Annotated in this window: 25 protein-coding genes; 7 read left to right on the top strand and 18 right to left on the bottom strand. The window is 37.5% G+C overall.

Annotated elements, in window-relative coordinates; all coding sequences use genetic code 11:
• Positions 1-12: 12 nt before the first annotated feature.
• The 8 genes from SCI76_RS14165 to SCI76_RS14130 all read right to left on the bottom strand — a co-directional run bounded on the left by SCI76_RS14165 (position 13) and on the right by SCI76_RS14130 (position 5,884).
• Positions 13-957 (bottom strand): YybS family protein, encoded by a 945-nt coding sequence (locus tag SCI76_RS14165; RefSeq protein ID WP_033580875.1) that lies wholly within the window; start codon positions 955-957, stop codon positions 13-15.
• Between the two features lie 138 nt (positions 958-1,095).
• A complete protein-coding gene (gene rpsR, locus SCI76_RS14160; RefSeq protein ID WP_013059913.1) occupies positions 1,096-1,335 on the bottom strand; it encodes a 30S ribosomal protein S18 in 240 nt (79 codons plus the stop codon).
• Positions 1,336-1,401: 66 nt separating this feature from the next.
• Positions 1,402-1,902 (bottom strand): single-stranded DNA-binding protein, encoded by a 501-nt coding sequence (ssb, locus tag SCI76_RS14155; RefSeq protein WP_013059914.1) that lies wholly within the window; start codon positions 1,900-1,902, stop codon positions 1,402-1,404.
• Positions 1,903-1,949: 47 nt separating this feature from the next.
• Positions 1,950-2,237, bottom strand: a complete 288-nt coding sequence (gene rpsF / locus SCI76_RS14150) for a 30S ribosomal protein S6 (RefSeq protein ID WP_013059915.1) — start codon at positions 2,235-2,237, stop codon at positions 1,950-1,952.
• A gap of 189 nt (positions 2,238-2,426) precedes the next feature.
• Positions 2,427-3,527, bottom strand: a complete 1,101-nt coding sequence (ychF, locus tag SCI76_RS14145; protein WP_028411917.1) for a redox-regulated ATPase YchF — start codon at positions 3,525-3,527, stop codon at positions 2,427-2,429.
• Between the two features lie 170 nt (positions 3,528-3,697).
• Positions 3,698-3,895: a DUF951 domain-containing protein gene (locus SCI76_RS14140; protein ID WP_013059917.1), complete on the bottom strand. Its 198-nt coding sequence runs from the start codon at positions 3,893-3,895 to the stop codon at positions 3,698-3,700.
• Between the two features lie 14 nt (positions 3,896-3,909).
• Positions 3,910-4,803: a mechanosensitive ion channel family protein gene (locus SCI76_RS14135; protein WP_033580876.1), complete on the bottom strand. Its 894-nt coding sequence runs from the start codon at positions 4,801-4,803 to the stop codon at positions 3,910-3,912.
• Positions 4,804-4,870: 67 nt separating this feature from the next.
• Positions 4,871-5,884, bottom strand: coding sequence for a membrane protein (locus SCI76_RS14130; RefSeq protein ID WP_028411916.1), 1,014 nt, complete (start codon positions 5,882-5,884; stop codon positions 4,871-4,873).
• A gap of 86 nt (positions 5,885-5,970) precedes the next feature.
• Between SCI76_RS14130 and yyaC the strand changes: the two genes are divergently transcribed.
• Positions 5,971-6,591 carry a spore protease YyaC gene (gene yyaC / locus SCI76_RS14125; RefSeq protein ID WP_028411915.1) on the top strand — a complete coding sequence of 207 codons (621 nt, stop codon included), beginning with the start codon at positions 5,971-5,973 and terminating at the stop codon, positions 6,589-6,591.
• A 32-nt stretch (positions 6,592-6,623) separates the two neighbouring features.
• Here yyaC and SCI76_RS14120 read toward each other — a convergent pair whose 3' ends face one another.
• The 10 genes from SCI76_RS14120 to rpmH all read right to left on the bottom strand — a co-directional run bounded on the left by SCI76_RS14120 (position 6,624) and on the right by rpmH (position 15,836).
• A complete protein-coding gene (locus tag SCI76_RS14120) occupies positions 6,624-7,493 on the bottom strand; it encodes a ParB/RepB/Spo0J family partition protein (RefSeq protein WP_013059921.1) in 870 nt (289 codons plus the stop codon).
• Positions 7,465-8,247 (bottom strand): ParA family protein, encoded by a 783-nt coding sequence (locus SCI76_RS14115; protein ID WP_013059922.1) that lies wholly within the window; start codon positions 8,245-8,247, stop codon positions 7,465-7,467. Before SCI76_RS14115 ends, SCI76_RS14120 begins: the two co-directional genes overlap by 29 nt.
• A 117-nt stretch (positions 8,248-8,364) precedes the next feature.
• Positions 8,365-9,240, bottom strand: a complete 876-nt coding sequence (gene noc / locus SCI76_RS14110; protein WP_013059923.1) for a nucleoid occlusion protein — start codon at positions 9,238-9,240, stop codon at positions 8,365-8,367.
• A 135-nt stretch (positions 9,241-9,375) separates the two neighbouring features.
• Positions 9,376-10,092 (bottom strand): 16S rRNA (guanine(527)-N(7))-methyltransferase RsmG, encoded by a 717-nt coding sequence (gene rsmG, locus SCI76_RS14105; protein WP_013085565.1) that lies wholly within the window; start codon positions 10,090-10,092, stop codon positions 9,376-9,378.
• Positions 10,093-10,122: 30 nt separating this feature from the next.
• Positions 10,123-12,012, bottom strand: a complete 1,890-nt coding sequence (gene mnmG / locus SCI76_RS14100; protein WP_013059925.1) for a tRNA uridine-5-carboxymethylaminomethyl(34) synthesis enzyme MnmG — start codon at positions 12,010-12,012, stop codon at positions 10,123-10,125.
• A 22-nt stretch (positions 12,013-12,034) separates the two neighbouring features.
• The gene (mnmE, locus tag SCI76_RS14095) at positions 12,035-13,423 is read right to left on the bottom strand and encodes a tRNA uridine-5-carboxymethylaminomethyl(34) synthesis GTPase MnmE (RefSeq protein WP_028411914.1); all 1,389 of its coding nucleotides are present in this window, start codon (positions 13,421-13,423) and stop codon (positions 12,035-12,037) included.
• 308 nt (positions 13,424-13,731) lie between these two features.
• Complete coding sequence (jag, locus tag SCI76_RS14090; protein ID WP_028411913.1) at positions 13,732-14,361, bottom strand: RNA-binding cell elongation regulator Jag/EloR; 630 nt, start codon at positions 14,359-14,361, stop codon at positions 13,732-13,734.
• On the bottom strand, positions 14,358-15,122 hold the full coding sequence (spoIIIJ, locus tag SCI76_RS14085) for a YidC family membrane integrase SpoIIIJ (protein ID WP_028411912.1): 765 nt from the start codon (positions 15,120-15,122) through the stop codon (positions 14,358-14,360). The genes jag and spoIIIJ overlap by 4 nt, the downstream gene beginning before the upstream one ends.
• Before the next feature lie 115 nt (positions 15,123-15,237).
• Positions 15,238-15,591, bottom strand: coding sequence for a ribonuclease P protein component (gene rnpA, locus SCI76_RS14080; RefSeq protein ID WP_013059929.1), 354 nt, complete (start codon positions 15,589-15,591; stop codon positions 15,238-15,240).
• Positions 15,592-15,701: 110 nt separating this feature from the next.
• A complete protein-coding gene (rpmH, locus tag SCI76_RS14075; protein WP_013059930.1) occupies positions 15,702-15,836 on the bottom strand; it encodes a 50S ribosomal protein L34 in 135 nt (44 codons plus the stop codon).
• A gap of 754 nt (positions 15,837-16,590) precedes the next feature.
• Here rpmH and dnaA point away from each other — a divergent pair.
• From dnaA to gyrA, 6 genes are all read left to right on the top strand, one after another.
• Complete coding sequence (gene dnaA / locus SCI76_RS14070) at positions 16,591-17,934, top strand: chromosomal replication initiator protein DnaA (protein WP_028411911.1); 1,344 nt, start codon at positions 16,591-16,593, stop codon at positions 17,932-17,934.
• Between the two features lie 186 nt (positions 17,935-18,120).
• The gene (gene dnaN, locus SCI76_RS14065) at positions 18,121-19,257 is read left to right on the top strand and encodes a DNA polymerase III subunit beta (RefSeq protein ID WP_013054821.1); all 1,137 of its coding nucleotides are present in this window, start codon (positions 18,121-18,123) and stop codon (positions 19,255-19,257) included.
• 100 nt (positions 19,258-19,357) lie between these two features.
• Entirely contained in the window at positions 19,358-19,573 is a 216-nt protein-coding gene (gene yaaA, locus SCI76_RS14060) for a S4 domain-containing protein YaaA (protein ID WP_013054822.1), read from the top strand.
• Positions 19,574-19,587: 14 nt separating this feature from the next.
• Positions 19,588-20,706 (top strand): DNA replication/repair protein RecF, encoded by a 1,119-nt coding sequence (recF, locus tag SCI76_RS14055; protein WP_013054823.1) that lies wholly within the window; start codon positions 19,588-19,590, stop codon positions 20,704-20,706.
• 240 nt (positions 20,707-20,946) lie between these two features.
• Positions 20,947-22,863, top strand: coding sequence for a DNA topoisomerase (ATP-hydrolyzing) subunit B (gene gyrB / locus SCI76_RS14050; protein WP_028411910.1), 1,917 nt, complete (start codon positions 20,947-20,949; stop codon positions 22,861-22,863).
• Between the two features lie 126 nt (positions 22,864-22,989).
• A complete protein-coding gene (gene gyrA / locus SCI76_RS14045) occupies positions 22,990-25,500 on the top strand; it encodes a DNA gyrase subunit A (protein WP_028411909.1) in 2,511 nt (836 codons plus the stop codon).
• The last annotated feature ends 104 nt before the right edge of the window (positions 25,501-25,604 follow it).

The following is a 25,604-nucleotide window of genomic DNA, read 5'->3' as shown; positions in this document are numbered from 1 at the left end:
GTTCCACAATATCTACTTTTTTGTGTCTAATTGTTTTCTTAAATTAAATCCTAAATCAATTATACCTAAGATGCGCACAATTTGAAGGATAATTGGAATAATTAATGCTAAAATTGTTACAACAATTGGAATTGCTTTGGCATACCCTTTTTGATGTGAGAAATAGAAAATAAAAGAGATCCCTTGTAACACGACTAGCATTTGCAGTCCCATCACGATGTTGATAATAGCTACGTACATAAATGTACCTTGTTCAATATTAAAAGATGGGAAGGATAAGATTAATGCAATCAAATAATACCATAGAATACTTTTAGGAAGTTTAAATTCACGAAAAGGCGGGAATGCTTGCACCTCATAACCTGTTCTTTTAAGAATAGGCGTAGCAATAAGCTGAGAGAAAAAGGCTAGAATAACTCCACCCATAACAATTAATAGAGGCAGCAGATTTTTAAACATATCAAATGCATCTCTCATTTGGTCAATTTGAGATTCCTTAACGTCTTGTCCTAAACTTTTCATCATTTCAATACTTTGATTAATCGATTGATCTAAAGCATTATTTATTTGCTCCATTAAATTAACATTAAAAATGACATTTGCTCCTACGAACAATAAAAGTAAACCTAAACTAAATGCAACCGTGCCGCCTAGTAAAATGGTATACCTTTTTTGTTTTTGTCGGTAAAGCATTCCTATTGCTAATCCACCAATACCAAATACAAGTGTAAAAGGAAGAGTCAATACATTTCCAAATAACAAAGTCAATAACAACCCTACTACTAAAAATAATATTGCCTTTTTCCACCCATGACGAACGGTATACACAATAAATGGAACAGCTAGCGCTAGTTGAAAAATGGTTCCCACAACAGGTATGTATAGTGAAAAAAGCAACAGCGCCACAAACAGCGCTAAAAGAGCTGCTCCTTCTGTAATATATCGAATTCCTTTCACAACTTCACCTCGTTGATATAGACTATTATTTATTTTATCGATTCAGTTCATAAGAAGCAACTATTTGACAAAAGAGCACCTATGTAATGTAAAAAGAGGCAGTAAGGGAATCCTTACTGCCTCTTTTTATACCGTTCATTATTCACCAGAAACATATGGTAATAATGCCATTTGACGAGCGCGTTTGATAGCGATCGTTAATTTACGTTGGTATTTAGCGCTTGTTCCAGTTACACGACGAGGTAAAATTTTACCACGCTCTGAAACGAATTTTTTAAGCATATCTACATCTTTGTAATCGATATGAGTGATGCCGTTTGCTGTGAAGAAACAAACTTTACGACGTCTGTTGCGTCCACCTTTACGTCCACCTGCCATTTTGATACGCCTCCTTCCGCTTAAAAGTTTCTATAAAATTTTATACTCCGGATAATCTACTGCGAATTAAAACGGTAAATCGTCATCAGAAATGTCAATTGTTTCGCCATTATTTGCAAATGGATCATCATCAACGCGAGTATAACCTTGATTACCTGAGTTACGGTTCTGATTATCTCCAAATGGAGAGCCTTGTCCAGATCCTCCAGTGTTAGCAAAGTTACTGCGTTGCGTATCCCCACCGCCACTTTTCGGCTCTAAAAATTGCACACTTTCCGCTACAACTTCCGTTACGTATACACGACGACCGTCTTGTCCTTCGTAACTGCGAGATTGTAGTCGACCATCAACACCAGCTAAACTTCCTTTTTTAAGGAAATTGGCTGCATTTTCAGCCTGACGACGCCATACAACACAGTTGATGAAGTCAGCTTCACGTTCACCTTGCTGATTTGTAAATGTGCGGTTTACCGCTAAAGTGAATGTTGCAACCGCTGCTCCACTCGGGGTATAACGTAATTCAGGATCTTTGGTTAAGCGTCCTACGAGAATTACGCGATTCATCATCAGAACCACTCCTTAAGGAAATAAAACCCATTTATTTAAACGTTTAATTATGCTTCTTGTTTAACAACGATATGACGGATAATGTCTTCGTTGATTTTCGCAAGACGATCAAATTCAGAAACTGCTTCTGAAGTAGCCGCCACGTCAAGAATCATGTAGTAACCGTCACGGAAATCATTGATTTCGTATGCTAAACGACGTTTACCCCATTCTTTAACATTTGCGATTTCAGCACCATTATCAGTTAATACGCCGTTGAAGCGCTCAACTAATGCTTTCTTTGCTTCGTCATCAATGCTTGGACGGATGATGTACATTACTTCATACTTTCTCATCACTGTCACCTCCTTTTGGTCTAACGGCCCGAAACGGGCAAGGAGCAATAAAATATTACTCACGAATTAAAATTATAGCACACTACCCTAGGCAAAGCAATATGCATTGCGGGCTGTTTCGTAAATATACGCTAATATTTTCGCCAATGATAAAAGCCGAAAGAAGATATCTTCTTTCGGCTTTTAATCTTATACGTTAAAGCGGAAATGCATAACGTCTCCGTCTTTTACGATGTATTCTTTTCCTTCTAAACGTACTTTTCCAGCTTCACGAGCTGCTCCCATTGTTTTGGCAGCTAATAAATCCTCGTATGACACCGTTTCTGCACGAATAAATCCACGTTCAAAATCTGTATGAATAATACCTGCACACTCAGGAGCTTTCATACCTTGTGTAAACGTCCACGCGCGTACTTCTTGCTCACCAGCTGTAAAGTACGTAGCTAATCCAAGTAAATCGTACGCTGCACGTACAAGCTGATCTAGACCTGACTGTTCAATGCCTAGTTCTTCAAGGAACATTGCTTTTTCTTCTCCTTCAAGTTCAGCAATTTCAGATTCAATGCGTGCGCAAACAACAATTACTTCTGCACCTTCGCTTGCCGCATACTCACGCACTTTTGCTACATATTCGTTAGCAGATGCATCGGCTACTTCATCTTCAGCAACGTTTGCTACATAAAGAATAGGCTTAATCGTTAGCAAGTGAAATTGTTTTACTAATTTCATTTGTTCTTCTGTAAATGATACAGCACGAGCTGGCTGATCACTTTCAAATGCATTCTTTAGTTTCTCTAGAATTTCGTATTCATACATTGCTTCTTTGTCTTTTTGTTTAGCCATTTTTTGAACACGGCCAATACGTTTCTCTACCGTTTCTAAATCTGCTAAAATCAACTCTAAATTAATTGTTTCAATATCTGAGATAGGATCTACTTTTCCTGAAACGTGCGTGATATTTTCATCTTCAAAACAACGCACAACGTGACAAATCGCATCTACTTCTCGAATATGAGATAAGAATTTATTTCCCAATCCTTCACCTTTACTAGCACCCTTTACGATTCCAGCGATATCTGTGAATTCAAATGCTGTTGGGATTGTTTTTTTAGGTTTTACAAGCTCTGTAAGTTTTTGAAGACGATGATCAGGTACTTCTACGATACCTACGTTAGGATCAATCGTACAGAAAGGATAGTTCGCAGATTCTGCGCCCGCTTGTGTAATTGCATTAAATAATGTTGATTTTCCGACGTTAGGAAGACCAACAATTCCAGCTGTTAAAGCCATATATTTATTCACTCCTCTTTATATATCCGAAACAAGTTAACCTGTCACAATTATAGTGAGTCAACTTTTGAAATACAAGTTTGATAAAGAACCTTTAACCGCATGGGGTTAAGGTGCCTCATTTTGTCCCACCTTACAGTATAAGGCATAAACATAGAAAATGCATGAGGTTATTCCTCATGCTTTACAAGAATTTTTTTCATTTTACGTGCAAAATCACGTCTTGGAATCATTACGCTATGGCCGCAGCCTTCACATTTAATACGGATATCCATTCCCATTCGAATGATTTTCCATTCATTTGTACCGCAAGGATGAGGTTTTTTCATTTCCACAACGTCATTTAAACCAAATTCTTTTTCCGTCATCAGCTCTCTCCTCCTTATGTCCCTTTCAACGTCGACGAATGCCGTGCTTCTTCTGTACGATTATACATAACCATACGTGGAAATGGAACTTCAATTCCATGTTCATTTAGCCTTGTACGCACTTCTTTACGAATCATACGAGAAATATGGAAATGTCTCATTGGTTTTACTTCGCTTGTAATCCTCATTGTGACTTCAGTTGCATGGATATTTTGAACCCCCAGCAGTTCAGGCGTTTTCACCATATCTTCATAGCGACTTGGCAATTCTTCTAACAGGTCTAAAATCACTTGTTCTGCTTTTTGTATGTTTTCTTCATAAGAAATGCTTACATCAACGAAAGCTACGCTGTTATGTAACGAAAAATTAGTGACCTCTACAATACTGCCATTGGGTAAAATATTAATTTCGCCTGTCCAACTCTTAATCTTCGTTGTGCGCAACCCAATTTCTTCCACAGTCCCCTCAAATGTTCCTACTCGAACATAATCGCCAACGGAGAACTGATCTTCAAAGATAATAAAAAACCCCGTGATGATGTCTTTCACTAAGTTTTGAGCACCAAACCCTACCGCGAGCCCTACGATTCCAGCCCCCGCTAGCAATCCACGGACATCTACCGATAACGTTTCTAAAATCATAACTCCCGCAACGAAATAAATGGCATAAGAAAAAATATTTTGAAGCAAACGGACCATCGTAGCTTCTCGTCGCTCAGAAATACGCAGAGGGCTATTTGTGCGAACCTCTACGAATTTATTTAACGCTTTCTTTCCAATTCGAATTAAAAACATGGAAATAAGTAGAATCAACAGAATTTTTATAAATCCCTCTCCAATATGTGCCCACGTTTCTTCTTGAAAAAATGGCTCAAACACGTTCTTAAAAACCGACTTCAACGAATTCATACTACATGTAGCTCCTAACGTAACATAATCTGCATATGAGAAAGTTTTAACCTATTGTAGCAAGTTTCTACGAACTTTTGTAGCGATTTCGAAATGGATACAACAGAACGGCTGTTACTAGAAATAAATTGACGATTCCATACATTGGATACAAAACGGCAATCAAAGTAGAAAACCCTACCTTTGTAAAGGGAATCATTAAAAGTAGCCAGCAGGCTGCCAGTTTCCAAAGAGATTGCACCTTTTCAGTATGAAAACGCGCGGTCAATCCTAAAATTCCCGAAACGGCTGTCGTATAAATTGCGATAAGCAAAACAATGCTCATTAAAAACGTCATCATATAAGGAAAATCTTTAAGAATAGCGAATAATGGAATTTCATAAGAGGAAAGAAGCCCTGAAACTTGAATAAGTGATTCATTATAAATAAAGGAGAGACCTCCTAATAAAAAACCACTGCCAACACTTGCAATATAAATCTCTTTTTTGCTTTTAATTTCCTTTCCAATTGTAGATAATACCGCGACGAGAGGAAGAATATTCAAAGCCGTAAAGGTAAAAGCAGCAGGCCAATTATGCTGAAGATGCCAATTAGTTACTCCAGGATGACGTAAAACAAATGTAAGAAGTACGCCAGCTAGTCCAATCATTAAGATTGGCATAACGAAAGAATTGATAGAAAGCAGTCCACTTAATCCTCTTGAAAAAACAAAGACAATCAACGCACTAAGAGCACCAATTCCCCACCAGTAAGGAACATGCCACATTTCCAATGTCGCCCCGCCGCCTGCGATCATAATCACCGTCGTCGTAAACAAATAAAAAACGATTAAAACGTCGTAGGCTGCAGCCCATTTCTTTCCTATTAATTCAATTAGTACTGGGTAAAATTGATTGGTTCGATAGCGATAGCTGATTTGCATAATCACATTGCAAGAAATCGCAAAAATAATAGAAAATAGAAAAATAGCAAGTCCGCTTTCTTCGCCAAAAAACTGCCATAGCTCTCTCCCTGAAGCATATCCAGCGCCTATCATGGTTCCCATAATTAAGAATATCCATTTACATCCTGCTCTCCACATCGATTTTCCCCCAATCTATGAAATATATGTATAGAATCTTCAAAATCTTCGTATACTGTTACTATTATGTATAAGGAGTGGACCCTATGAATTTAAAATCTCCCTTCTTTGAGAAGACACAACATTCAACCCGCGTATTTCATGATGAAGAATCTGCTATAAAGAAGCTGAGTACACAGTTACTATCTTTACTTCCAGCACAGAAAGACAGACCAATTGTTTTTGTATGTATTGGAACGGATCGTTCAACTGGGGACTCATTAGGTCCATTAGTCGGAACGAAACTGAATGAAAAAAAGGTTTCATCTTTTCATATTTTTGGAACGTTAGAAGAGCCTGTTCATGCTGTTAATTTGAAAGAAACGTTAAAACATATTCAAAAGCTTTTCCCGAATCCTTTTATTATTGGAATTGATGCTTGTTTAGGTCGTATGAAAAGCGTAGGCTCTGCATCACTTGGAATAGGACCCGTTAAACCAGGAGCAGGGGTTAATAAAGAATTGCCGCCAGTCGGGGATATTCATATAACAGGGGTTGTCAACGTGAGCGGATTTATGGAGTTTTTCGTCTTGCAAAATACGAGGCTTCATCTTGTTATGTGCATTGCCGATTTAATTGCGAAAAGCATTGAGACTGTACACAACGAACGAGAGAAAGAGTTTAATGCTTCTCCGGTTTACCAAACTGTAAGACACTATAAACAATAAAAAAGGTTGTCCTAAAACTAGGACAACCTTTTTTATACAGAAGATTTATTGGTCTGAGAAAGATCATTAAATAATTCAAGAAGACGGTTTAAATCTTCTTTAGAGAAAAATTCGATTTCAATTTTTCCTTTTTTCTTGCTTTGTGTAATATGAACGGAGGTACCAAAGCGCTCACGGAGCTGTGTTTCACTTTGTTTTATGAATAAATCTTTATCTTTTTTGGTTTTTGATGTTTCACGTGGAACGGCTTTATTTAAGTGAGCAATATAAGCCTCTAGCTGTCTGACATTTAATTGTTCCTTGCGTATTTTTTCAACTACTTTAGGTAGAAGAGCTTTATTTTTTAAACCGACTAGCGTACGCCCGTGTCCCATAGACAATTCATTAGTAGAAATAAGGGTTTGAATTTCCTCAGGCAGTTGCAAGAGGCGAACATAGTTAGCAATATGAGGTCGGCTTTTTCCTAGTCGTGTAGCAAGTTGCTCCTGTGTCATATCGAGCTTATCCATAAGCAATTGATAAGCGGTTGCTTCTTCAATTGGCGTCAAATCTTCACGCTGTAAATTCTCCAACAAAGCTAGTTCCATCATTTGCTTTTCTGAAAAGTCTTTTATAATGACAGGAACAGTAGCAAGGTCAGCTTCTTTAGCAGCTCTAAATCGTCTTTCACCCGCTAAGATTTCATAGCCTTTAATGCTTTTGCGAGCTACAATAGGCTGTAAGATGCCATGATGTAAAATGGATTGCTTTAACTCATTAATTGCTTCTTTATTAAACGTTTTACGTGGTTGATAGGGGTTGGGTCTAAGTTCGTGAATAGCAACTTCCTGAATTGAATCATCAGCCTGTGCATCTAAGCCTGAAAATAAGGCATTAATTCCTTTCCCTAATCCTTTCGCCATTATAAATCACTTCCTTTGCAAGTTCCGTATAAACTGCGGCCCCTCTAGATCTTGCATCATATAAGATAATTGGTTCACCATGACTAGGTGCTTCGCTCAAACGAACATTTCGAGGAATAATCGTTTGATAAACCCGATCCTGAAAGTACTTCTTCACTTCTGCTGTTACCTGGAGTCCCAAATTTGTGCGTGCGTCAAGCATAGTAAGCAATACACCTTCGATACGCAGTTGATTATTCAAATGTTTTTGGACTAATCTAACGGTATTTAGCAATTGACTTAATCCTTCAAGCGCATAATATTCACACTGTACAGGTATTAAAACAGAATCAGCTGCAGTTAACGCATTTAATGTCAGTAAACCAAGAGAAGGGGGACAATCAATAATAACATAATCAAAGTGATCTTTCACCGTTTCCAAAGCTCTCTTAAGTCGAACTTCACGTGAAATAGTCGACACTAATTCAATTTCTGCACCAGCTAATTGAATGGTCGCGGGAATGATTGATAAATTTTCGACGGCTGTTGAACGCACAACGTTTTTGGCTTCCATATCTTCCACTACTACATTGTAAATACATTCATCTACATCTGCTTTATCTATGCCAACTCCACTCGTAGCGTTACCCTGTGGATCTCCGTCTACAAGTAGAACCTTTTTTCCTTGTTCAGCTAAACAAGCGCCTAAATTAACAGCGGTTGTTGTTTTTCCAACCCCGCCTTTTTGATTCGCAACTGCCACAATTTTCCCCATGTTGTCACCTACTTTCATTTCCATCCCATTTGTCCAGACAGTTTTATTGTTCATTGAATTTTCTGACGAAAAACTTTGATAAAAAAGCCTCATCAAAAAAAGATGAGGGCTATTTCTTTATTTTTTCGGAATCTTAATAGTAAACTGAAAATATTCATCAAACTCTTCTTCTTCTGTGTTTAATGAAATACCGCTGTCACTAACCATTGTCAACGATTGACGGATTGTATTCATTGCAATACGCGTATCTTTACTAAACGCTTTTCTTTTTGCTTTTGGCTTTTTAACCTGCGTTTCTAACAATTTAACTACTCGATCTTCCGTTTGTTTTACATTTAATTGTTTTTCAATAATCTCAGCTAATACTTGAAGTTGTTTTTCTTGATTTTTGAGGGGAATGAGCGCTCTCGCATGTCGCTCTGTAATCAATTTTTGTTTGATTGCTTCTTGTATTTCAACAGGAAGCTTTAACAAACGAAGCTTGTTTGCAATTGTGGATTGGCCTTTTCCTAAACGTTGAGCTAATGCCTCTTGGGTAAGATTATGTAACTCAATTAACTTTGCGTAGGCTAGTGCTTCTTCGACAGCCGTTAGCTCTTCACGTTGTAAGTTTTCTATTAAAGCCACAGAGGCCGTTTCTGTATCGTTAAAATGTTTCACAATTGCAGGAACCGTATCCCATCCTAAGCTTTGTACAGCTCTCCACCGGCGTTCTCCAGCAATTAATTCGTATTCTTCGCCCTCAGTCGGTCGAACCACAATAGGTTGAATAATACCGTGTGTATGAATAGTAAGAGCTAGCTCTTCAATTTTTGCTTCATTAAACACAGTACGCGGCTGATAACGATTCGGAATAATACTTGAAACCCTAATTTGTTTTACTTCATCTCTTAAAACTTTTTCGACATTTTCATCTTGGACAGTTTCAATCTCTACATGAATATCCTCATCTTTTTCTTTTAAATTAAAAAAACGTGAAAAAGCAGATTTCATAGTCCCACACCACCTTCAGGAAAATCCCGCCTTAAACTAATTCGATGTTTTTTAATCATATCCTGCTTTCTAAACAGAAAATATAGAGAAGAAAATGTTTCATATGAAACATTTTCTTCTCTATCTATTCACCGCCTACTCTAATGGAAGCTTAACTGGGGTACCAGGTTTTCTAGGATATTTTTTAGGCGTTTTCTTTATTTTATCTATTAAAATAATGTAACGTTCACTTTGCTCCAAAGGCAATTGGAAATGTTCAATCGACTTCACTTTTCCACCTAATACTTGAAATGATTTTTCCCCATTTTTTAATTCCTCAGGGGCAGAAGCACCTTTCATTGCTAAAAAGCGTCCTTGTTCTTTAACAAGCGGTAAGCAAAATTCATTAAGAACCGAGATACGTGCCACGGCTCTTGCTGTTACAAGATCGAATGACTCGCGAATCGTTTCTTTTTTACCAAATGTTTCAGCTCGATCATGACATAGTGTGACATTGTCTAGTTCAAGCTCATTTACAAGATGCGTCAAAAACGTAATACGCTTTTGTAACGAATCAACAATGGTTACATGCAAATGCGGGAAACAAATTTTGATCGGAATACTTGGAAATCCTGCTCCTGCCCCTACATCACACATGGATTCAATTTCTGTAAAGTCTTGAAAAAAAGCAGCTGAAATAGAATCGTAAAAATGCTTTTCATACACTTCACCGTGATCAGTGATAGCAGTTAAATTCATTTTTTCGTTCCATTCCACTAAAACTTGATAATACTTTTCAAATTGATTCAGCTGTTTAGAAGAAAGAGAAATTCCCTTTTCTTCTAATAGCTGTTGAAACTGTTGAATATTCATTGAGTTTCCCTTTCTTCGCGCCTAAGAGTTTTAATCATTTGATACTTTAGCGATGCGCCCTTGTTCAATATAAACAAGCAAGATTGAAATATCAGCTGGGTTGACTCCAGAAATACGTGAAGCTTGCGCTACCGTTAGTGGACGCACTTGGTTTAATTTTTGACGGGCTTCTGTAGCTAAACCGTTAATTGCATCATAATCGATATAATCAGGAATCTTTTTGTTTTCTAACTTCTTCAAGCGTTCAACTTGTTGAAGTGATTTCTGAATATATCCTTCGTATTTCACCTGAATTTCTACTTGTTCAGCTACTTCAGGATCTACCGTCTCATCCGCTGGTGCTAATTGATGAATATGAGTATACGTCATTTCAGGGCGGCGAAGTAAATCTGTCGCACGAATGCCATCTTTTAATTCGCTGCCGCCAGCTTCTTTAATCAGTTGTTGAACAGCTTCATTCGGCTTAATAATAAAAGAGAAAAGACGTTTCTTCTCTTGCTCGATTTCCGCTTTCTTTTGTTCAAATTTAGCATAGCGCTCATCGCTGATTAATCCTAGTTCACGACCAATTTCAGTGAGGCGTAAATCAGCGTTGTCGTGACGAAGCAATAAACGATATTCTGCACGCGATGTTAGCAGACGATACGGTTCATTTGTTCCTTTTGTTACTAAATCATCCACCAATACGCCGATGTAAGCATCAGAACGTCCTAAGATGACTTCTTCTTGTTCCAGCGCTCTTCTTCCCGCGTTAATTCCGGCAAGAAGACCTTGGCCTGCAGCTTCTTCATAACCAGACGTTCCGTTAATTTGTCCAGCCGTATAAAGATTTTTAATTTTCTTCGTTTCCAGCGTTGGCCATAACTGAGTCGGAACAATTGCATCATATTCAATAGCATAGCCCGCACGCATCATTTGGACTTTTTCAAGACCAGGAATTGTTGCAAGCATTTGACGCTGTACGTGCTCAGGAAGGCTTGTTGATAATCCTTGAACATATACTTCTTGCGTATTTCGTCCTTCTGGCTCTAAGAAAATTTGGTGACGCGGTTTATCATTAAAGCGCACAACCTTATCTTCAATAGATGGACAGTAGCGTGGTCCAGTACCTTTGATCATCCCAGAATACATAGGGGATAAGTGGAGGTTGTCATCAATAATTTGATGCGTTTGTTCACTTGTATATGTTAACCAGCAAGGCAATTGATCTGTAATGTACTGTGTTGTTTCATATGAGAAAGCACGAGGCACATCATCCCCAGGCTGAATCTCCGTTTTGCTGTAATCGATAGTTGAGCTATTAACACGAGGTGGAGTTCCTGTTTTAAAACGGACCATGTCCAGTCCTAACTCCTCTAAGTGTTCAGAAAGCTTAATAGCCGGTTGTTGATTGTTAGGACCGCTTGAGTATTTTAGTTCACCTAAAATAATCTCCCCGCGTAAGAATGTTCCTGTCGTAATAACAACTGTTTTAGCTTTATACACAGCTCCCGTTTGAGTGACAACACCTGTACATACACCGTCTTCTACGATTAACTGTTCTACCATGCCTTGCATAAGGGTTAGGTTTTCTTCATTTTCTAACGTTTTTTTCATTTCATGCTGATAAGCAAATTTATCTGCTTGAGCTCTAAGTGCTCGAACAGCCGGACCTTTTCCTGTGTTTAACATTCTCATTTGAATATGAGTTTTATCGATATTTCTACCCATTTCTCCGCCAAGAGCATCAATTTCACGTACGACAATACCTTTTGCAGGACCACCTACAGAAGGATTGCAGGGCATAAACGCCACCATGTCTAAGTTGATGGTCAACGTTAACGTTTTAGCACCCATACGCGCAGAAGCAAGCGCCGCTTCACATCCTGCATGACCTGCTCCAATGACAATAACATCATATTGTCCACCTTCATATTGCATAATAGTAGCCTCCTTTAATAATCTATTTTCCTAAACAGAATTGAGAGAACAACTGATCAATTAAGCTTTCGTGAACAGCATCACCAATAATTTCACCTAATAGTTCCCACGTTCTTGTTAAATCAATTTGGACAATATCGATTGGAACACCACTTTCAATACCTGTGATGGCCTCATCGATAGCTCCTCTTGCTTGCGTTAAAAGCGCAATATGTCTCGTATTAGATAAATATGTTAAATCTTGAGATTCAATTGTTCCTTCAAAGAAAAGAGCTGCGATTGCTTCTTCAAGCTGATCCACTCCTTGTTCTTGAAGAAGCGAAGTCGTCACTACTGGATGATCACCAGCAAATTGCTGCACTTCCTCTAGATTAATTTTTTGCTCAAGATCTGTTTTATTCACAATGACAATAACGTCCATGCCTTCTACAGCTTCAAATAGCTTTTTATCTTCGTCCGTTAATTCTTCATTGAAATTCAACACAAGCAAAATTAAATCTGCTTCTTTCAAATACTGACGGGAGCGTTCCACACCAATTCGTTCTACAATATCTTCTGTTTCACGAATTCCAGCTGTATCAACTAATCGTAGAGGAACTCCTCGCACATTAACGTACTCTTCGATCACATCTCGCGTCGTTCCAGGAATGTCTGTGACAATAGCCTTTGCATCTTGCACTAAACTATTTAGAAGAGAAGATTTCCCTACATTAGGACGTCCAATAATAACCGTAGCTAATCCTTCTCTTAAAATTTTCCCTTGATGAGAGGTTTGAAGAAGCTTATCAATTTCTTGGCGTACATTTGAAGCTTTTTCGATCAACACTTGGTGAGTCATTTCCTCTACATCGTCATATTCTGGATAGTCAATGTTCACCTCTACATGGGCAAGTGTTTCGAGAATTTCCTGGCGTAAATGACGTACTAGCTTGGACAAACGCCCTTCCATTTGGCCAATTGCCATATTCATCGCTTTATCTGTTTTGGCACGAATTAAATCCATTACAGCTTCTGCTTGTGATAAGTCTACTCGACCATTTAAAAATGCTCGTTTTGTAAACTCACCTGGCTCGGCTAAACGGGCACCATTTGCAATAACTAACTGCAGCACACGATTAACGGATACAATTCCTCCGTGACAGTTAATTTCAATAATGTCTTCTCTAGTAAATGTCTTGGGACCTTTCATAATGGAAAGCATCACTTCTTCAACGACTTGCTCCGTCTTGGGATCTACGATATGACCGTAGTGAATAGTATGAGAAGCTACGTCTGTTAATCGTTTATTCGAAACGCTTTTAAAGATACGATCTGCAATCGTAATTGCTTCTTCACCACTCAGGCGGACGATGGCAATAGCTCCTTCTCCCATTGGTGTAGAAATGGCCGCAATTGTATCAAAATCTAGCACCAACTTCACCTCATTTCATTTTATAAACCTTTTATTTTAAACGATGTTATATACTATCATCGTTAACAATTTTCTACGAACAAAAACATCTATTTTAAGGCCCGTGATTTGTATGAACCAAATAAATAGAATACCACAATTCACCGATTTGGAACATCTCTAACGTTCTTCTGTTATGCACAGCAAGAAAAACAGGCAGTATGTACTATTTTAACTTATCCACATGTGAATAACAACGTATGCATCTTGATTTTTTTGAACGCTGGATCGATAAAAATAAGCATATAAAAAAGCACTAGCTTATTTTGCTAGTGCTTTTTGGCAACTGGCTGAACCAAAATACTTCTTTTGGGTTCTTTGCCAACGGATTGTGTCTCAACTAAAGAATTTTTAGCTAACGCTTGGTGAATCATTTTTCTTTCATGGGAAGGCATTGGTTCTAGTTGAACAGATCGATTCGTTTTAATCGCCTGATTAGCTATTTTTAATGCCAGTTTTTCGACCATTTCTTTTCGTTTTTCCCGGTAGCCTTCTGGATTTAAGACAACATTTAAAAATTGCTGACTGTATCGATTAGCTACCAATTGTGTGAGAAGCTGGAGCGCATTGAGGGTTTGTCCATGTTTTCCAATCAACATTCCCGCTGAATCGCTACTAATCTCAATTATGCAGTTTCTGGAGGTTTTTTTGACGTTCGTATGAATCGAAATCCCCATTTCACGGCTAACATTTGTAATAAAATGAACCGCTTCCTCTACAGGGTCAACTATTTTTGTAACTTTTACAACTGCCGGTTTTCCCTTAAAGATTCCTAAAAATCCTTTTTTACCTGGTTCAATTATTTCTACATTTGTTTGATTTCGCTCTACTTCTAAAGCATTTAATGCTTCTTGAACAGCAGCTTCAATCGTCTGGGCCGTAATTGTGATTTCGTTCATTTTTTAACCCCTTCAATATTCGCTTGTTTTAAGTCTGGCCCTTTAATGAAGTAGGTTTGAATAATCATAAATAGATTTCCCACTACCCAATAAAGAGATAAGGCGGCTGGAAAATTGATTGCAAAAACCACAATCATGATCGGCATAATCCAAAGCATCATAGCCATTTGAGGATTTTGATTTGCATTTCCGGCCATCATCATCTTTTGCTGAATAAACGTTGTGATTCCTGCGACAATTGGTAAGATAAATAGCGGATCACGCGCACCTAAATCAAACCATAAAAAGCTGTTGTTTGCGATTTCCGAAGTTCGTGTAATCGCGTGGAAAATCCCAATAAGAATGGGCATTTGAATTAGAATTGGGAAGCACCCAGCTAAAGGATTTACTCCGTAAGTTTGGAATAATGCCATCGTTTCTTTCTGCAATTGCTGCTGCGTCTGGGCATCTTTTGAACTGTACTTCTCCTTTAACTTCTGCATTTCGGGCTGAAGCATCTGCATTGCTTTCGTGTTTCTCATCTGTTTGATCATAAGCGGTAGAATAAGTAAGCGAATCAGGATCGTGACAACGATGATCGCAACTCCATAGCTTTTAAATACCTCCGCCAGATACGTAATGACTAATGACAGCGGATACACAACATACTCATTCCAAAAACCTTTACTATCATCTGTAATAGGTTGGTTCATTTCCGTACAACCCGCTAAAACAGTTAATAGAAAGATAAGCGTTATCCCTAAAAACAACTTCTTCTTCACCTGTTTTTCCTCCTTCTACATGTTCACCTTTCAATTCTGAAAGTGCGTCAAAATCCATTATATAAGGATGCGGTAGAAAAACAACAGCTATTAAAGGCTTTTCTTCTATTGTTTATTAATCGTTTTGTCTATGTGTAAGTAATTTGCCACGCTTAAAGACATGCTGCAAACTGCTTTTAATTTCTTCATAGCTCATTGTTGCAGCAGGCTGCCTTGCAATTACAATATAATCTTTGTCTTGCTTTAAATACGGTGTGAATTCAAACATAATTTGTTTAGCAAGGCGCTTAACTCGATTACGAGTCACGGCATTTCCAATCTTTTTGCCCACGGAGAATCCTACGCGGAAATGTTCTTGATCCGGTTTGTCTAGAACATACAAGACAAATTGGCGATTCGCTACGGACTTGCCCTTTTTAAAAACGGTTTGAAATTCATCATTCTTTTTTATACGATATCTTTTTTTCATTTTTAACAACTCCTGCCCTTTTTCAGGTCATGCTTTTATGTAGTCCCTACAGGAACAGAGGTGATTTTAGCCTTAGAAAGCGAAAAAAGACCACTGGCGTCAGTGGTCTATTATGCTGATAATACTTTTCTTCCTTTACGACGACGACGAGCTAAAACTTTACGTCCATTCGCTGAGCTCATACGAGCGCGGAAACCGTGTACTTTACTGTGCTTACGTTTGTTTGGTTGGTAAGTTCTTTTCATCTATAAACACCTCCTCGAGGAATAACTGAAAAAGACAGTCCTTGCAATTATAATGAAAAGACTAAGAAGATGTCAATGTTATTTAAAAAATAAAATTTTCAATCTCTTGGTTTCATTATCTGTTTTACTCAATCTTCTTCATTCTAATATCTTTATAACCCAATTGTCTATACCTAATCAACAAAATTCATTGATTTATTAAAGAAAAAATTTTTCCTTTTCATCTCTTTTTCTTTCTCTACCAGCTGCAATCGCATCGTTACTGAACAAAACTACAACAATAAATGTTATAAAAAGCCTCTTTTTTATTCAAATTCTTCTCTTAAACCTTTGTGGATAAGTTTTTTCGACATTTTTCTACTTTTCCATTTCTTATCGACAACTCATGCACACTATCTTGTGTTGTGGAAAACTTTTCTCCACAAGGTGTAGTGATTGTGGATAAGTTTCGAAAATTCATTGCATCATGCCGAATTCTTTGATATTATATTTTTGTTTTCACTCTTAATTACTTTTCCACAGTTGGTTTTTATCCACAAACTGTGGACAACTTGTGGACATCATTTCCACTATCGCTGTATAAAGTTATCCACACCATGTGGAATCTGTCGAATAGTCGGCTTTCTTCTATAATATATATTTACCCACATAATAGCAATTGTATAAATATAAATTTTTTATGCATAAGGTTTTGTACAGGTTGTACAAGAGTTGTACAAAGCGCATGAAAACTAGAAAAAGGAGGGGTTACTCGTTGGAAAACATTCATGATTTATGGAACAGAGCTTTAGATCAAATTGAAAAAAAATTAAGCAAACCTAGTTTTGAAACCTGGCTCAAATCGACAAAAGCTCATGCTTTGCAAGGAGACACGCTCATTATTACTGCGCCTAATGATTTTGCACGGGACTGGTTAGAATCTAGGTATTCTAATTTAATTGCTGAAACACTTTACGACCTTACGGGGGAAGAGTTAGATGTGAAATTTATTATTCCTCCTAACCAGGCCGAGGAAGAATTCGATATTCAAACTCCTAAAAAGAAAGTCAATAAAGACGAAGGAGCAGAATTCCCTCAAAGTATGCTAAATTCGAAGTATACCTTTGATACATTTGTTATCGGATCTGGGAATCGTTTTGCCCATGCAGCTTCTTTAGCAGTAGCAGAGGCGCCGGCTAAAGCGTATAATCCGCTTTTTATTTACGGGGGAGTAGGATTAGGTAAAACACACTTAATGCACGCAATAGGCCACTATGTGTTAGATCATAATCCTGCCGCTAAAGTCGTGTACTTATCATCAGAAAAATTCACAAATGAGTTTATTAACTCTATTCGTGACAATAAAGCAGTAGAATTCCGCAACAAATACCGCAATGTAGATGTTTTACTGATTGATGATATTCAATTCTTAGCGGGTAAAGAGCAGACACAAGAAGAATTTTTCCATACGTTTAATACGCTTCATGAAGAAAGCAAGCAGATTGTCATCTCAAGTGATCGACCCCCGAAAGAAATTCCTACACTTGAAGATCGACTTCGTTCTCGCTTTGAATGGGGCCTTATTACAGACATCACACCACCAGATTTGGAAACACGAATTGCTATTTTGCGTAAAAAAGCAAAAGCGGACGGCTTAGTTATTCCAAATGAAGTTATGCTTTATATCGCCAATCAGATTGATTCAAATATCAGAGAATTAGAAGGAGCACTTATTCGCGTAGTAGCTTATTCTTCACTAATTAATAAAGATATAAACGCTGATTTAGCAGCAGAAGCATTAAAAGATATCATTCCTAGTTCAAAACCTAGGGTTATTACGATTCAAGATATTCAACAGATTGTTGGACAAGAATTTAATATAAAATTAGATGATTTCAAAGCGAAGAAACGTACAAAGTCAGTAGCGTTTCCTCGACAAATTGCCATGTACCTTTCTCGCGAACTAACGGATTTTTCGCTTCCTAAAATTGGAGAAGAGTTTGGCGGGCGAGACCATACTACGGTCATCCATGCTCATGAAAAAATCTCAAAACTTGTTCAAACAGATACTGACCTACAAAAACAAATTAAAGAAATAAGTGAATCACTAAAAATATAGGCTTTTTTTACTTGTATTTTGTGTATAAGTGAGTTAGGATTGTACACAGTCTGTCCACATGTGGATAGGCTGTGTTCTCACGTTTTTAGGGGTTATCCACATTTCCACAGCCCCTATTACTACTACTATCTTAAAATATAATAAATAATAAGCTTTTAAACCTACTTTTAAGGAGGATTAATTATTATGAAATTTATCATACAGAAAGACTACCTAGTTCAAAGCGTTCAAGACGTTATGAAAGCTGTATCTTCTAGAACAACAATTCCAATTTTAACAGGGATTAAAATTGTAGCGACTGAAGAAGGTGTTACTTTAACCGGAAGTGATTCTGATATCTCTATTGAATCGTTTATTCCAAACGAGGAAGAAGGAAAAGAGATTGTTGATATCCAAAAACCAGGAAGCGTTGTTCTCCCAGCTCGTTTCTTTAGTGAAATCGTCAAAAAGCTTCCTAAAGACATCGTAGAATTGGACGTCCAAAGTCACTTTTTAACAATCATTCGTTCAGGAAAAGCTGAATTTAACTTAAATGGTTTAGATGCAGAAGAGTATCCTCATTTGCCACAGATCGAAGAAAACAACATGTTTAGATTACCGACAGACTTATTAAAAAACATGATTCGACAAACTGTCTTTGCAGTGTCCACCTCAGAAACACGACCTATCTTGACAGGTGTAAACTGGAAAGTCGACGGCAAAGAATTAACGTGTATTGCCACTGACAGTCATCGTCTAGCTTTGCGAAAAGCGACCATTGAAACTGGAAATGAAGCAACGTATAATGTGGTTATTCCAGGTAAAAGTTTAAGTGAATTCAGTAAGATCCTTGATGATTCTCATGAATTAGTAGACATCGTTATCACGGAAAATCAAGTATTATTCAAAACAAAACACTTACTATTTTTCTCAAGATTACTGGACGGAAATTATCCTGACACTTCAAGATTGATCCCAGCCGATAGTAAAACGGATGTTATATTGAACGTAAAAGAATTTTTACAATCGATTGACCGTGCTTCTTTATTAGCTCGTGAAGGAAGAAACAACGTAGTAAAACTATCTACGCTAGATGAAGGAATTGTTGAAATTTCTTCTAACTCTCCTGAAATCGGAAAAGTCATTGAAGAGGTACAAAGTCAGTCTATCTCAGGAGAAGAATTAAAAATTTCTTTTAGCGCAAAATATATGTTAGACGCATTAAAAGCGCTCGAAGGAACAGATATCAAAATTAACTTCACTGGTGCGATGCGTCCATTTGTCATTCGAACATTAGAGGATGATTCAATGCTGCAGCTGATTTTACCAGTGCGAACATATTAAATCTCAGAAAGCTACTAGCATGCCGTACTAGTAGCTTTCTTTTCTCAAGAAGAATTATTTAGTAAAATAGAGATACATCATTAGAAAGTGAGAGAGTCGCATGAAAACAGAGGTTAAAATTTCAACTGAATACATTACGCTTGGCCAGTTTTTAAAACTAGCAGACGTCATTCAAACAGGTGGAATGGTAAAATGGTTTTTAAGTGAGCACGAAGTATATGTGAACGGGGAGCTAGAAGAGCGCCGCGGACGTAAATTATATGCAAATGACGAAGTAGATATACCGGCTGCAGGATCATTTGTTGTTATTACTTAAAGTTGGTGAAACGTTTGTATATTAAAGAAATTACTTTAACAAATTACCGAAACTATACGAAGACAACGATTCCCTTTGAAAATAAAGTAAACGTCATTTTGGGTGAAAACGCACAGGGTAAAACAAATGTGATGGAATCGATCTTCGTATTATCTATGGCTAAATCTCATCGTACGTCCAACGATAAAGAATTAATTAAATGGGACTGTGAGTATGCAAAGCTATCGGGCATTGTAGAAAAGCATAGAGGGCCCGTTACACTGGATTTAGTCATCTCAACAAAAGGGAAAAAAGCAAAATATAATCACATTGAGCAGAAAAAACTCAGTCAATATATAGGGTCAATTAACACTGTCATGTTTGCTCCGGAGGATTTGAACCTAGTTAAAGGGAGTCCGCAAGTAAGGCGCAAATTTATCGATATGGAAATTGGTCAAGTTTCGCCTGTTTACATGCATGATCTAAGCAGGTATCAAAAGATTTTGCAGCAAAGAAATCAATATTTGAAGCAGCTGCAGACAAAAAAACAAACGGATCTTTCACTTTTAGACGTACTTACGTTACAGTTAAGTGAAATGGCAGCGAAAATCTTAAAAAAACGTTTTGAGTTTTTACAGTTACTCCAACAGTGGGCAGAGCCTATTCATAAAGGGATCAGTCGAGACTTAGAAACATTAAAAATTGAGTATAAGAATTCAATTGATGTATCAGAAGATGCAGATTTGTCGAAAATGTTAGAAGCATATCATCAAAAGTTTGATAAAATAAAAAGTAGAGAAATTGATAGAGGTGTCACCTTAGCAGGACCACACCGTGATGATCTTCTTTTCTACGTTAATGAAAAAGACGTTCAAACATTTGGTTCACAAGGGCAACAACGGACGACTGCTTTATCGTTAAAGCTTGCTGAAATTGAGTTAATTCATCAAGAAGTAGGTGAATATCCAATTTTGCTTTTAGATGACGTATTGTCTGAATTAGATGATTTTCGTCAATCACACTTGCTCAATACCATCCAAGGAAAAGTTCAGACGTTTGTAACGACAACGAGCATTGAAGGAATTCATCACGAGACCTTAGAAAAAGCCGCTACATATCATGTAGAAGCTGGCCAAATTCAAAAGGTCAAATAGCAATTGATCTGTCTAAAAACTTTTCACAAGGCAATCTAACTGAAATATGATATCATTATAGTTTTAAGTCTATATATTTCAACTCGTACCCTCGATTATGAAAATTTTGTGCATAAGTAAACAAATGGCAAATACATTAAAGGCTCCGTATTATTTCCACATAATATTCGAAAAACATAATACAAAATGATAAATACAGCAGTTTGCTGTTAAAAAAAAGTGTAGGTGATACATTTGACGATGGAACAAAAAGAAGTACAAGCATATGAAGCTGATCAGATACAAGTATTAGAAGGATTAGAAGCTGTTCGTAAACGTCCGGGGATGTATATTGGATCGACGAGCGCAAAGGGTTTACATCATCTTGTATGGGAAATTGTAGATAATAGTATTGATGAAGCGCTGGCCGGCTATTGCGATGAAATTAATGTTATTATCGAAAAGGATAATAGTATTACAGTCAAAGATAACGGTCGTGGAATTCCAGTTGGTATTCAAGAAAAAATGGGCAGACCTGCTGTTGAAGTTATCTTAACGGTTCTTCATGCCGGAGGTAAATTTGGCGGCGGCGGCTATAAAGTATCTGGTGGATTACACGGTGTAGGTGCCTCAGTTGTTAACGCACTTTCTACATCTTTGGAAGTACACGTACATCGTGACGGTAAAGTTCATTATCAAAAATATGAACGAGGTGTACCGGCTGCTGACTTAAAAGTAGTTGGAGAAACAGATAAAACAGGTACTGTTATTCAATTCCATCCAGACGGTGAAATTTTTACAGAAACGCTTGAATACGATTTTGATACGTTAGCTAATCGTCTGCGTGAGTTAGCTTTCTTAAACCGCGGCATTAAAATTACGATTGAAGACAAACGTGAAGAAGATAAAAGACGTGAATACCATTACGAAGGCGGAATTAAGTCTTACGTTGAACACTTAAACCGTTCGAAAGAAGTGATTCACGAAGAGCCGATCTATATTGAAGGTAATCGAGACAACATTTCTGTAGAAATTGCTATTCAATATAACGATAGCTACACAAGTAATTTATATTCTTTCGCAAACAACATTCACACATATGAAGGTGGAACGCACGAAGCAGGATTTAAAACAGCGTTAACGCGTGTAATTAACGACTATGCACGTAAAAACAGCGTATTTAAAGATAGTGACGCCAATTTAACAGGTGAAGATGTTCGTGAAGGAATTACAGCTATTATCTCTATTAAGCACCCAGATCCGCAGTTTGAAGGACAAACAAAAACAAAGCTGGGAAATAGTGAAGCAAGAACAATTACTGACTCTGTGTTTGCAGAACACTTAGAAACTTACTTGCTAGAGAACCCTATTGTGGCGAAAAAGGTAATTGAAAAAGGTTTAATGGCTGCAAGAGCAAGAATGGCAGCTAAAAAAGCTCGTGAGCTTACAAGACGTAAAAGCGCGCTTGAAATTTCAAACTTACCGGGTAAATTAGCAGATTGTTCATCAAAAGATCCTTCTATTAGCGAACTCTATGTAGTAGAGGGTGACTCTGCCGGAGGTTCAGCTAAGCAGGGAAGAAGCCGCCATTTCCAAGCTATTTTGCCTTTGCGCGGTAAAATTATCAACGTAGAGAAAGCGCGTTTAGATAAAATTTTATCTAATAACGAAATTCGTACAATCATTACCGCTCTAGGAACGGGTATTGGTGACGATTTTGATATTTCGAAAGCCCGCTACCATAAAATTGTGATTATGACAGATGCAGACGTAGATGGTGCGCATATTCGTACGCTTCTTCTAACGTTCTTCTATCGCTATATGAGACAGATTATTGAGCACGGATATGTGTACATTGCCCAGCCGCCGCTTTACAAAGTTTCACAAGGTAAAAAAGTAGAGTACGCGTACAACGATCGTCAATTAGAAGAGGTATTAGCTTCTTTCCCTGAAGGCGCAAAACCAAACCTTCAGCGTTACAAAGGTTTAGGAGAGATGAATCCTGAACAATTATGGGAAACAACAATGGATCCAGAATTCCGTACCCTTCTTCAGGTGAACTTGCAAGATGCAATTGAAGCTGATGAGACATTTGAAATTTTAATGGGCGACAAAGTAGAACCGCGCCGTAATTTCATTGAAGAAAATGCTCAGTACGTAAAAAATCTCGATATTTAAATGAACGGTAATACCCTTTATATTTTTTATAAAGGGTATATAAACGTCAGGATAGAGATAGGTTCTATCCTGCGTTTACATATATATGAATTACTATACTGAACTTCGCGAAGGAGGTTCTTATCGATGTCAGATAAACCAAACTCTCAAATAAGAGAAGTAAATATTAGTCAAGAAATGCGCGCATCCTTTTTAGATTATGCAATGAGCGTAATTGTATCGCGTGCTTTACCAGATGTAAGAGACGGACTTAAGCCCGTGCACCGTCGTATTTTATATGCAATGAATGATTTAGGTATGGGATCGGATAAGCCATATAAAAAATCAGCTCGTATCGTAGGAGAAGTAATTGGTAAGTATCACCCACACGGTGACTCAGCTGTATATGAAACAATGGTTCGTATGGCACAAGATTTTAGCTATCGTTATATGCTAATTGACGGTCATGGAAACTTTGGATCTGTTGATGGAGATGCAGCAGCAGCTATGCGTTATACAGAAGCAAGAATGTCAAAAGTTTCGATGGAACTGTTACGTGACATCAATAAAGATACAATTGATTATCAAGATAACTATGACGGTTCTGAACGTGAACCAATTGTATTACCTGCTAGATTTCCAAATTTACTTGTAAACGGTTCAGCCGGAATTGCGGTAGGTATGGCGACAAATATTCCTCCGCATCAGTTAGGGGAAGTCATTGACGGCGTTTTAGCTGTAAGTCAAGACCCTGATATCACAATTGCAGAGTTAATGGAGATTATTCCAGGACCGGATTTCCCAACTGCAGGACAAATTCTTGGCCGCAGCGGGATTCGTAAAGCTTATGAAACTGGGAAAGGTTCTATTATTGTTCGCGCAAAAGTAGAAATTGAAGAACAAAACAATGGTAAACAAACTATTATTGTTCATGAACTTCCATACCAAGTAAATAAAGCAAAGCTAATTGAAAAAATTGCCGAGCTAGCTCGTGATAAGAAGATTGATGGAATTACGGACTTACGAGATGAGTCTGACCGTTCGGGTATGCGTATTGTTATTGAAGTAAGACGTGATGCAAATGCAAATGTTTTATTAAATAACTTATATAAGCAGACATCTCTTCAAACAAGTTTTGGTATTAATACTCTTGCATTAGTAGATGGACAGCCAAAAGTATTGAACTTAAAGCAATGTCTACAGTACTATTTAGACCATCAGGTAGTGGTGATTCGTCGTCGTACTGAATTTGAACTTCGAAAAGCCGAAGCACGTGCGCATATTTTAGAAGGTTTAAAGATTGCTCTTGATAATTTAGATGCTGTTATTGCTTTAATTAGAGGTTCTCAAACAACAGATATTGCACGTGAAGGATTAATGACGCAGTTTTCGTTATCTGAAAAACAAGCGCAAGCTATTTTGGATATGCGCCTGCAGCGTTTAACAGGATTAGAGCGAGAGAAGATTGAAGCGGAATATCAATCTTTATTAGCGCTAATTGCTGAATTAAAAGCTATTTTAGCAGATGAAGAAAAAGTATTAGAAATTATTAGAGAAGAACTAATAGAAGTAAAAGAAAGATTCAATGACGGTCGTCGAACAGAAATCGTAAGCGGAGGAGCTGAAATTATCGAAGACGAGGATCTGATTCCTCGCCAAGATATTGTTATTAGCTTAACGCACAACGGCTATATTAAACGTTTGCCTGTTTCTACGTATAAGAGTCAGCGAAGAGGCGGAAGAGGTATTCAAGGAATGAATACAAACGAAGATGATTTCGTTGAACATCTTCTAACAACGTCTACTCATGATACGATTCTCTTCTTTACAAATAAGGGAAAAGTTTACCGTACGAAAGGATACGAAATTCCAGAGTATGGAAGAACAGCTAAAGGGATACCTATTATTAACTTATTAGAAGTAGACAAAGGTGAATGGGTAAATGCCATCATTCGCGTCGATGAATTTGTAGACGATTGGTATCTATTCTTTACTACAAAACAAGGAATTTCTAAGCGTACACCTTTATCTTCTTTTGAGAACATTCGAAATAGCGGACTTATCGCCTTGAATTTAAGAGAAGAAGATGAATTGATTTCTGTTAAATTGACAGATGGTAAGCGCGATATGGTTATTGGAACGAAGAAGGGTATGTTAATTCGTTTTAATGAAAATGATGTTCGTTCAATGGGACGTACAGCTACTGGAGTTAAAGGGATTACTCTCGATTCAGAAGATGAAGTAATCGGTATGGAGATTCTCGAAGAACAATCAGATATCTTGATCATTACGAAAAATGGTTACGGAAAACGTACGCCGATTGAGGAATATCGTGTACAAACAAGAGGCGGTAAAGGTTTAAGAACATGTAATATCACTGATAAAAATGGTGATGTTGTCGCACTGAAATGCGTATCTCAAGAAGAAGATATTATGCTTATCACAGTAAGCGGCGTTCTTATCCGTGTTTCTGTTTCAGATATTTCACAAATGGGCCGTAACACACAAGGTGTCAAAGTCATCCGTTTAGGAGACGAAGAGTTTGTTTCAACGGTTGCAAAAGTACAAACTTCAGAAGATGAAGACGAAGTATTAGATGAATTAGATGAACATGAAGAGACAGATATAATAATTGAAGCTGAAGAAACGGAAGAATAAAAAAAGCCCCTGAAAAAGCAGGGGCTTTTTTTTATGTAAAAAACCTTGCCATAGGCTTTTTATTTTGGTAATATATAAAAAGTCAGCAAAACACATATAAGTTT

The organism is Priestia sp. HNGD-A6 (assembly GCF_045784335.1).
GTDB classification, from domain to species: Bacteria; Bacillota; Bacilli; order Bacillales; family Bacillaceae_H; genus Priestia; species Priestia zanthoxyli.
This window is presented reverse-complemented; position numbering and strand designations above follow the sequence as displayed.

Bases quoted from the DNA above. Each gene is read 5' to 3' on its own strand.
- rpsR (WP_013059913.1), bottom strand. From the start codon at position 1,335: ATGGCAGGTGGACGTAAAGGTGGACGCAACAGACGTCGTAAAGTTTGT.
- ssb (WP_013059914.1), bottom strand. From the start codon at position 1,902: ATGATGAATCGCGTAATTCTCGTAGGACGCTTAACCAAAGATCCTGAA.
- rpsF (WP_013059915.1), bottom strand. From the start codon at position 2,237: ATGAGAAAGTATGAAGTAATGTACATCATCCGTCCAAGCATTGATGAC.
- ychF (WP_028411917.1), bottom strand. From the start codon at position 3,527: ATGGCTTTAACAGCTGGAATTGTTGGTCTTCCTAACGTCGGAAAATCA.
- SCI76_RS14140 (WP_013059917.1), bottom strand. From the start codon at position 3,895: ATGACGGAAAAAGAATTTGGTTTAAATGACGTTGTGGAAATGAAAAAA.
- SCI76_RS14135 (WP_033580876.1), bottom strand. From the start codon at position 4,803: ATGAATTCGTTGAAGTCGGTTTTTAAGAACGTGTTTGAGCCATTTTTT.
- SCI76_RS14130 (WP_028411916.1), bottom strand. From the start codon at position 5,884: ATGTGGAGAGCAGGATGTAAATGGATATTCTTAATTATGGGAACCATG.
- yyaC (WP_028411915.1), top strand. From the start codon at position 5,971: ATGAATTTAAAATCTCCCTTCTTTGAGAAGACACAACATTCAACCCGC.
- SCI76_RS14120 (WP_013059921.1), bottom strand. From the start codon at position 7,493: ATGGCGAAAGGATTAGGGAAAGGAATTAATGCCTTATTTTCAGGCTTA.
- SCI76_RS14115 (WP_013059922.1), bottom strand. From the start codon at position 8,247: ATGGGGAAAATTGTGGCAGTTGCGAATCAAAAAGGCGGGGTTGGAAAA.
- noc (WP_013059923.1), bottom strand. From the start codon at position 9,240: ATGAAATCTGCTTTTTCACGTTTTTTTAATTTAAAAGAAAAAGATGAG.
- rsmG (WP_013085565.1), bottom strand. From the start codon at position 10,092: ATGAATATTCAACAGTTTCAACAGCTATTAGAAGAAAAGGGAATTTCT.
- mnmG (WP_013059925.1), bottom strand. From the start codon at position 12,012: ATGCAATATGAAGGTGGACAATATGATGTTATTGTCATTGGAGCAGGT.
- jag (WP_028411913.1), bottom strand. From the start codon at position 14,361: ATGAACGAAATCACAATTACGGCCCAGACGATTGAAGCTGCTGTTCAA.
- rnpA (WP_013059929.1), bottom strand. From the start codon at position 15,591: ATGAAAAAAAGATATCGTATAAAAAAGAATGATGAATTTCAAACCGTT.
- rpmH (WP_013059930.1), bottom strand. From the start codon at position 15,836: ATGAAAAGAACTTACCAACCAAACAAACGTAAGCACAGTAAAGTACAC.
- dnaN (WP_013054821.1), top strand. From the start codon at position 18,121: ATGAAATTTATCATACAGAAAGACTACCTAGTTCAAAGCGTTCAAGAC.
- yaaA (WP_013054822.1), top strand. From the start codon at position 19,358: ATGAAAACAGAGGTTAAAATTTCAACTGAATACATTACGCTTGGCCAG.
- gyrB (WP_028411910.1), top strand. From the start codon at position 20,947: ATGGAACAAAAAGAAGTACAAGCATATGAAGCTGATCAGATACAAGTA.
- gyrA (WP_028411909.1), top strand. From the start codon at position 22,990: ATGTCAGATAAACCAAACTCTCAAATAAGAGAAGTAAATATTAGTCAA.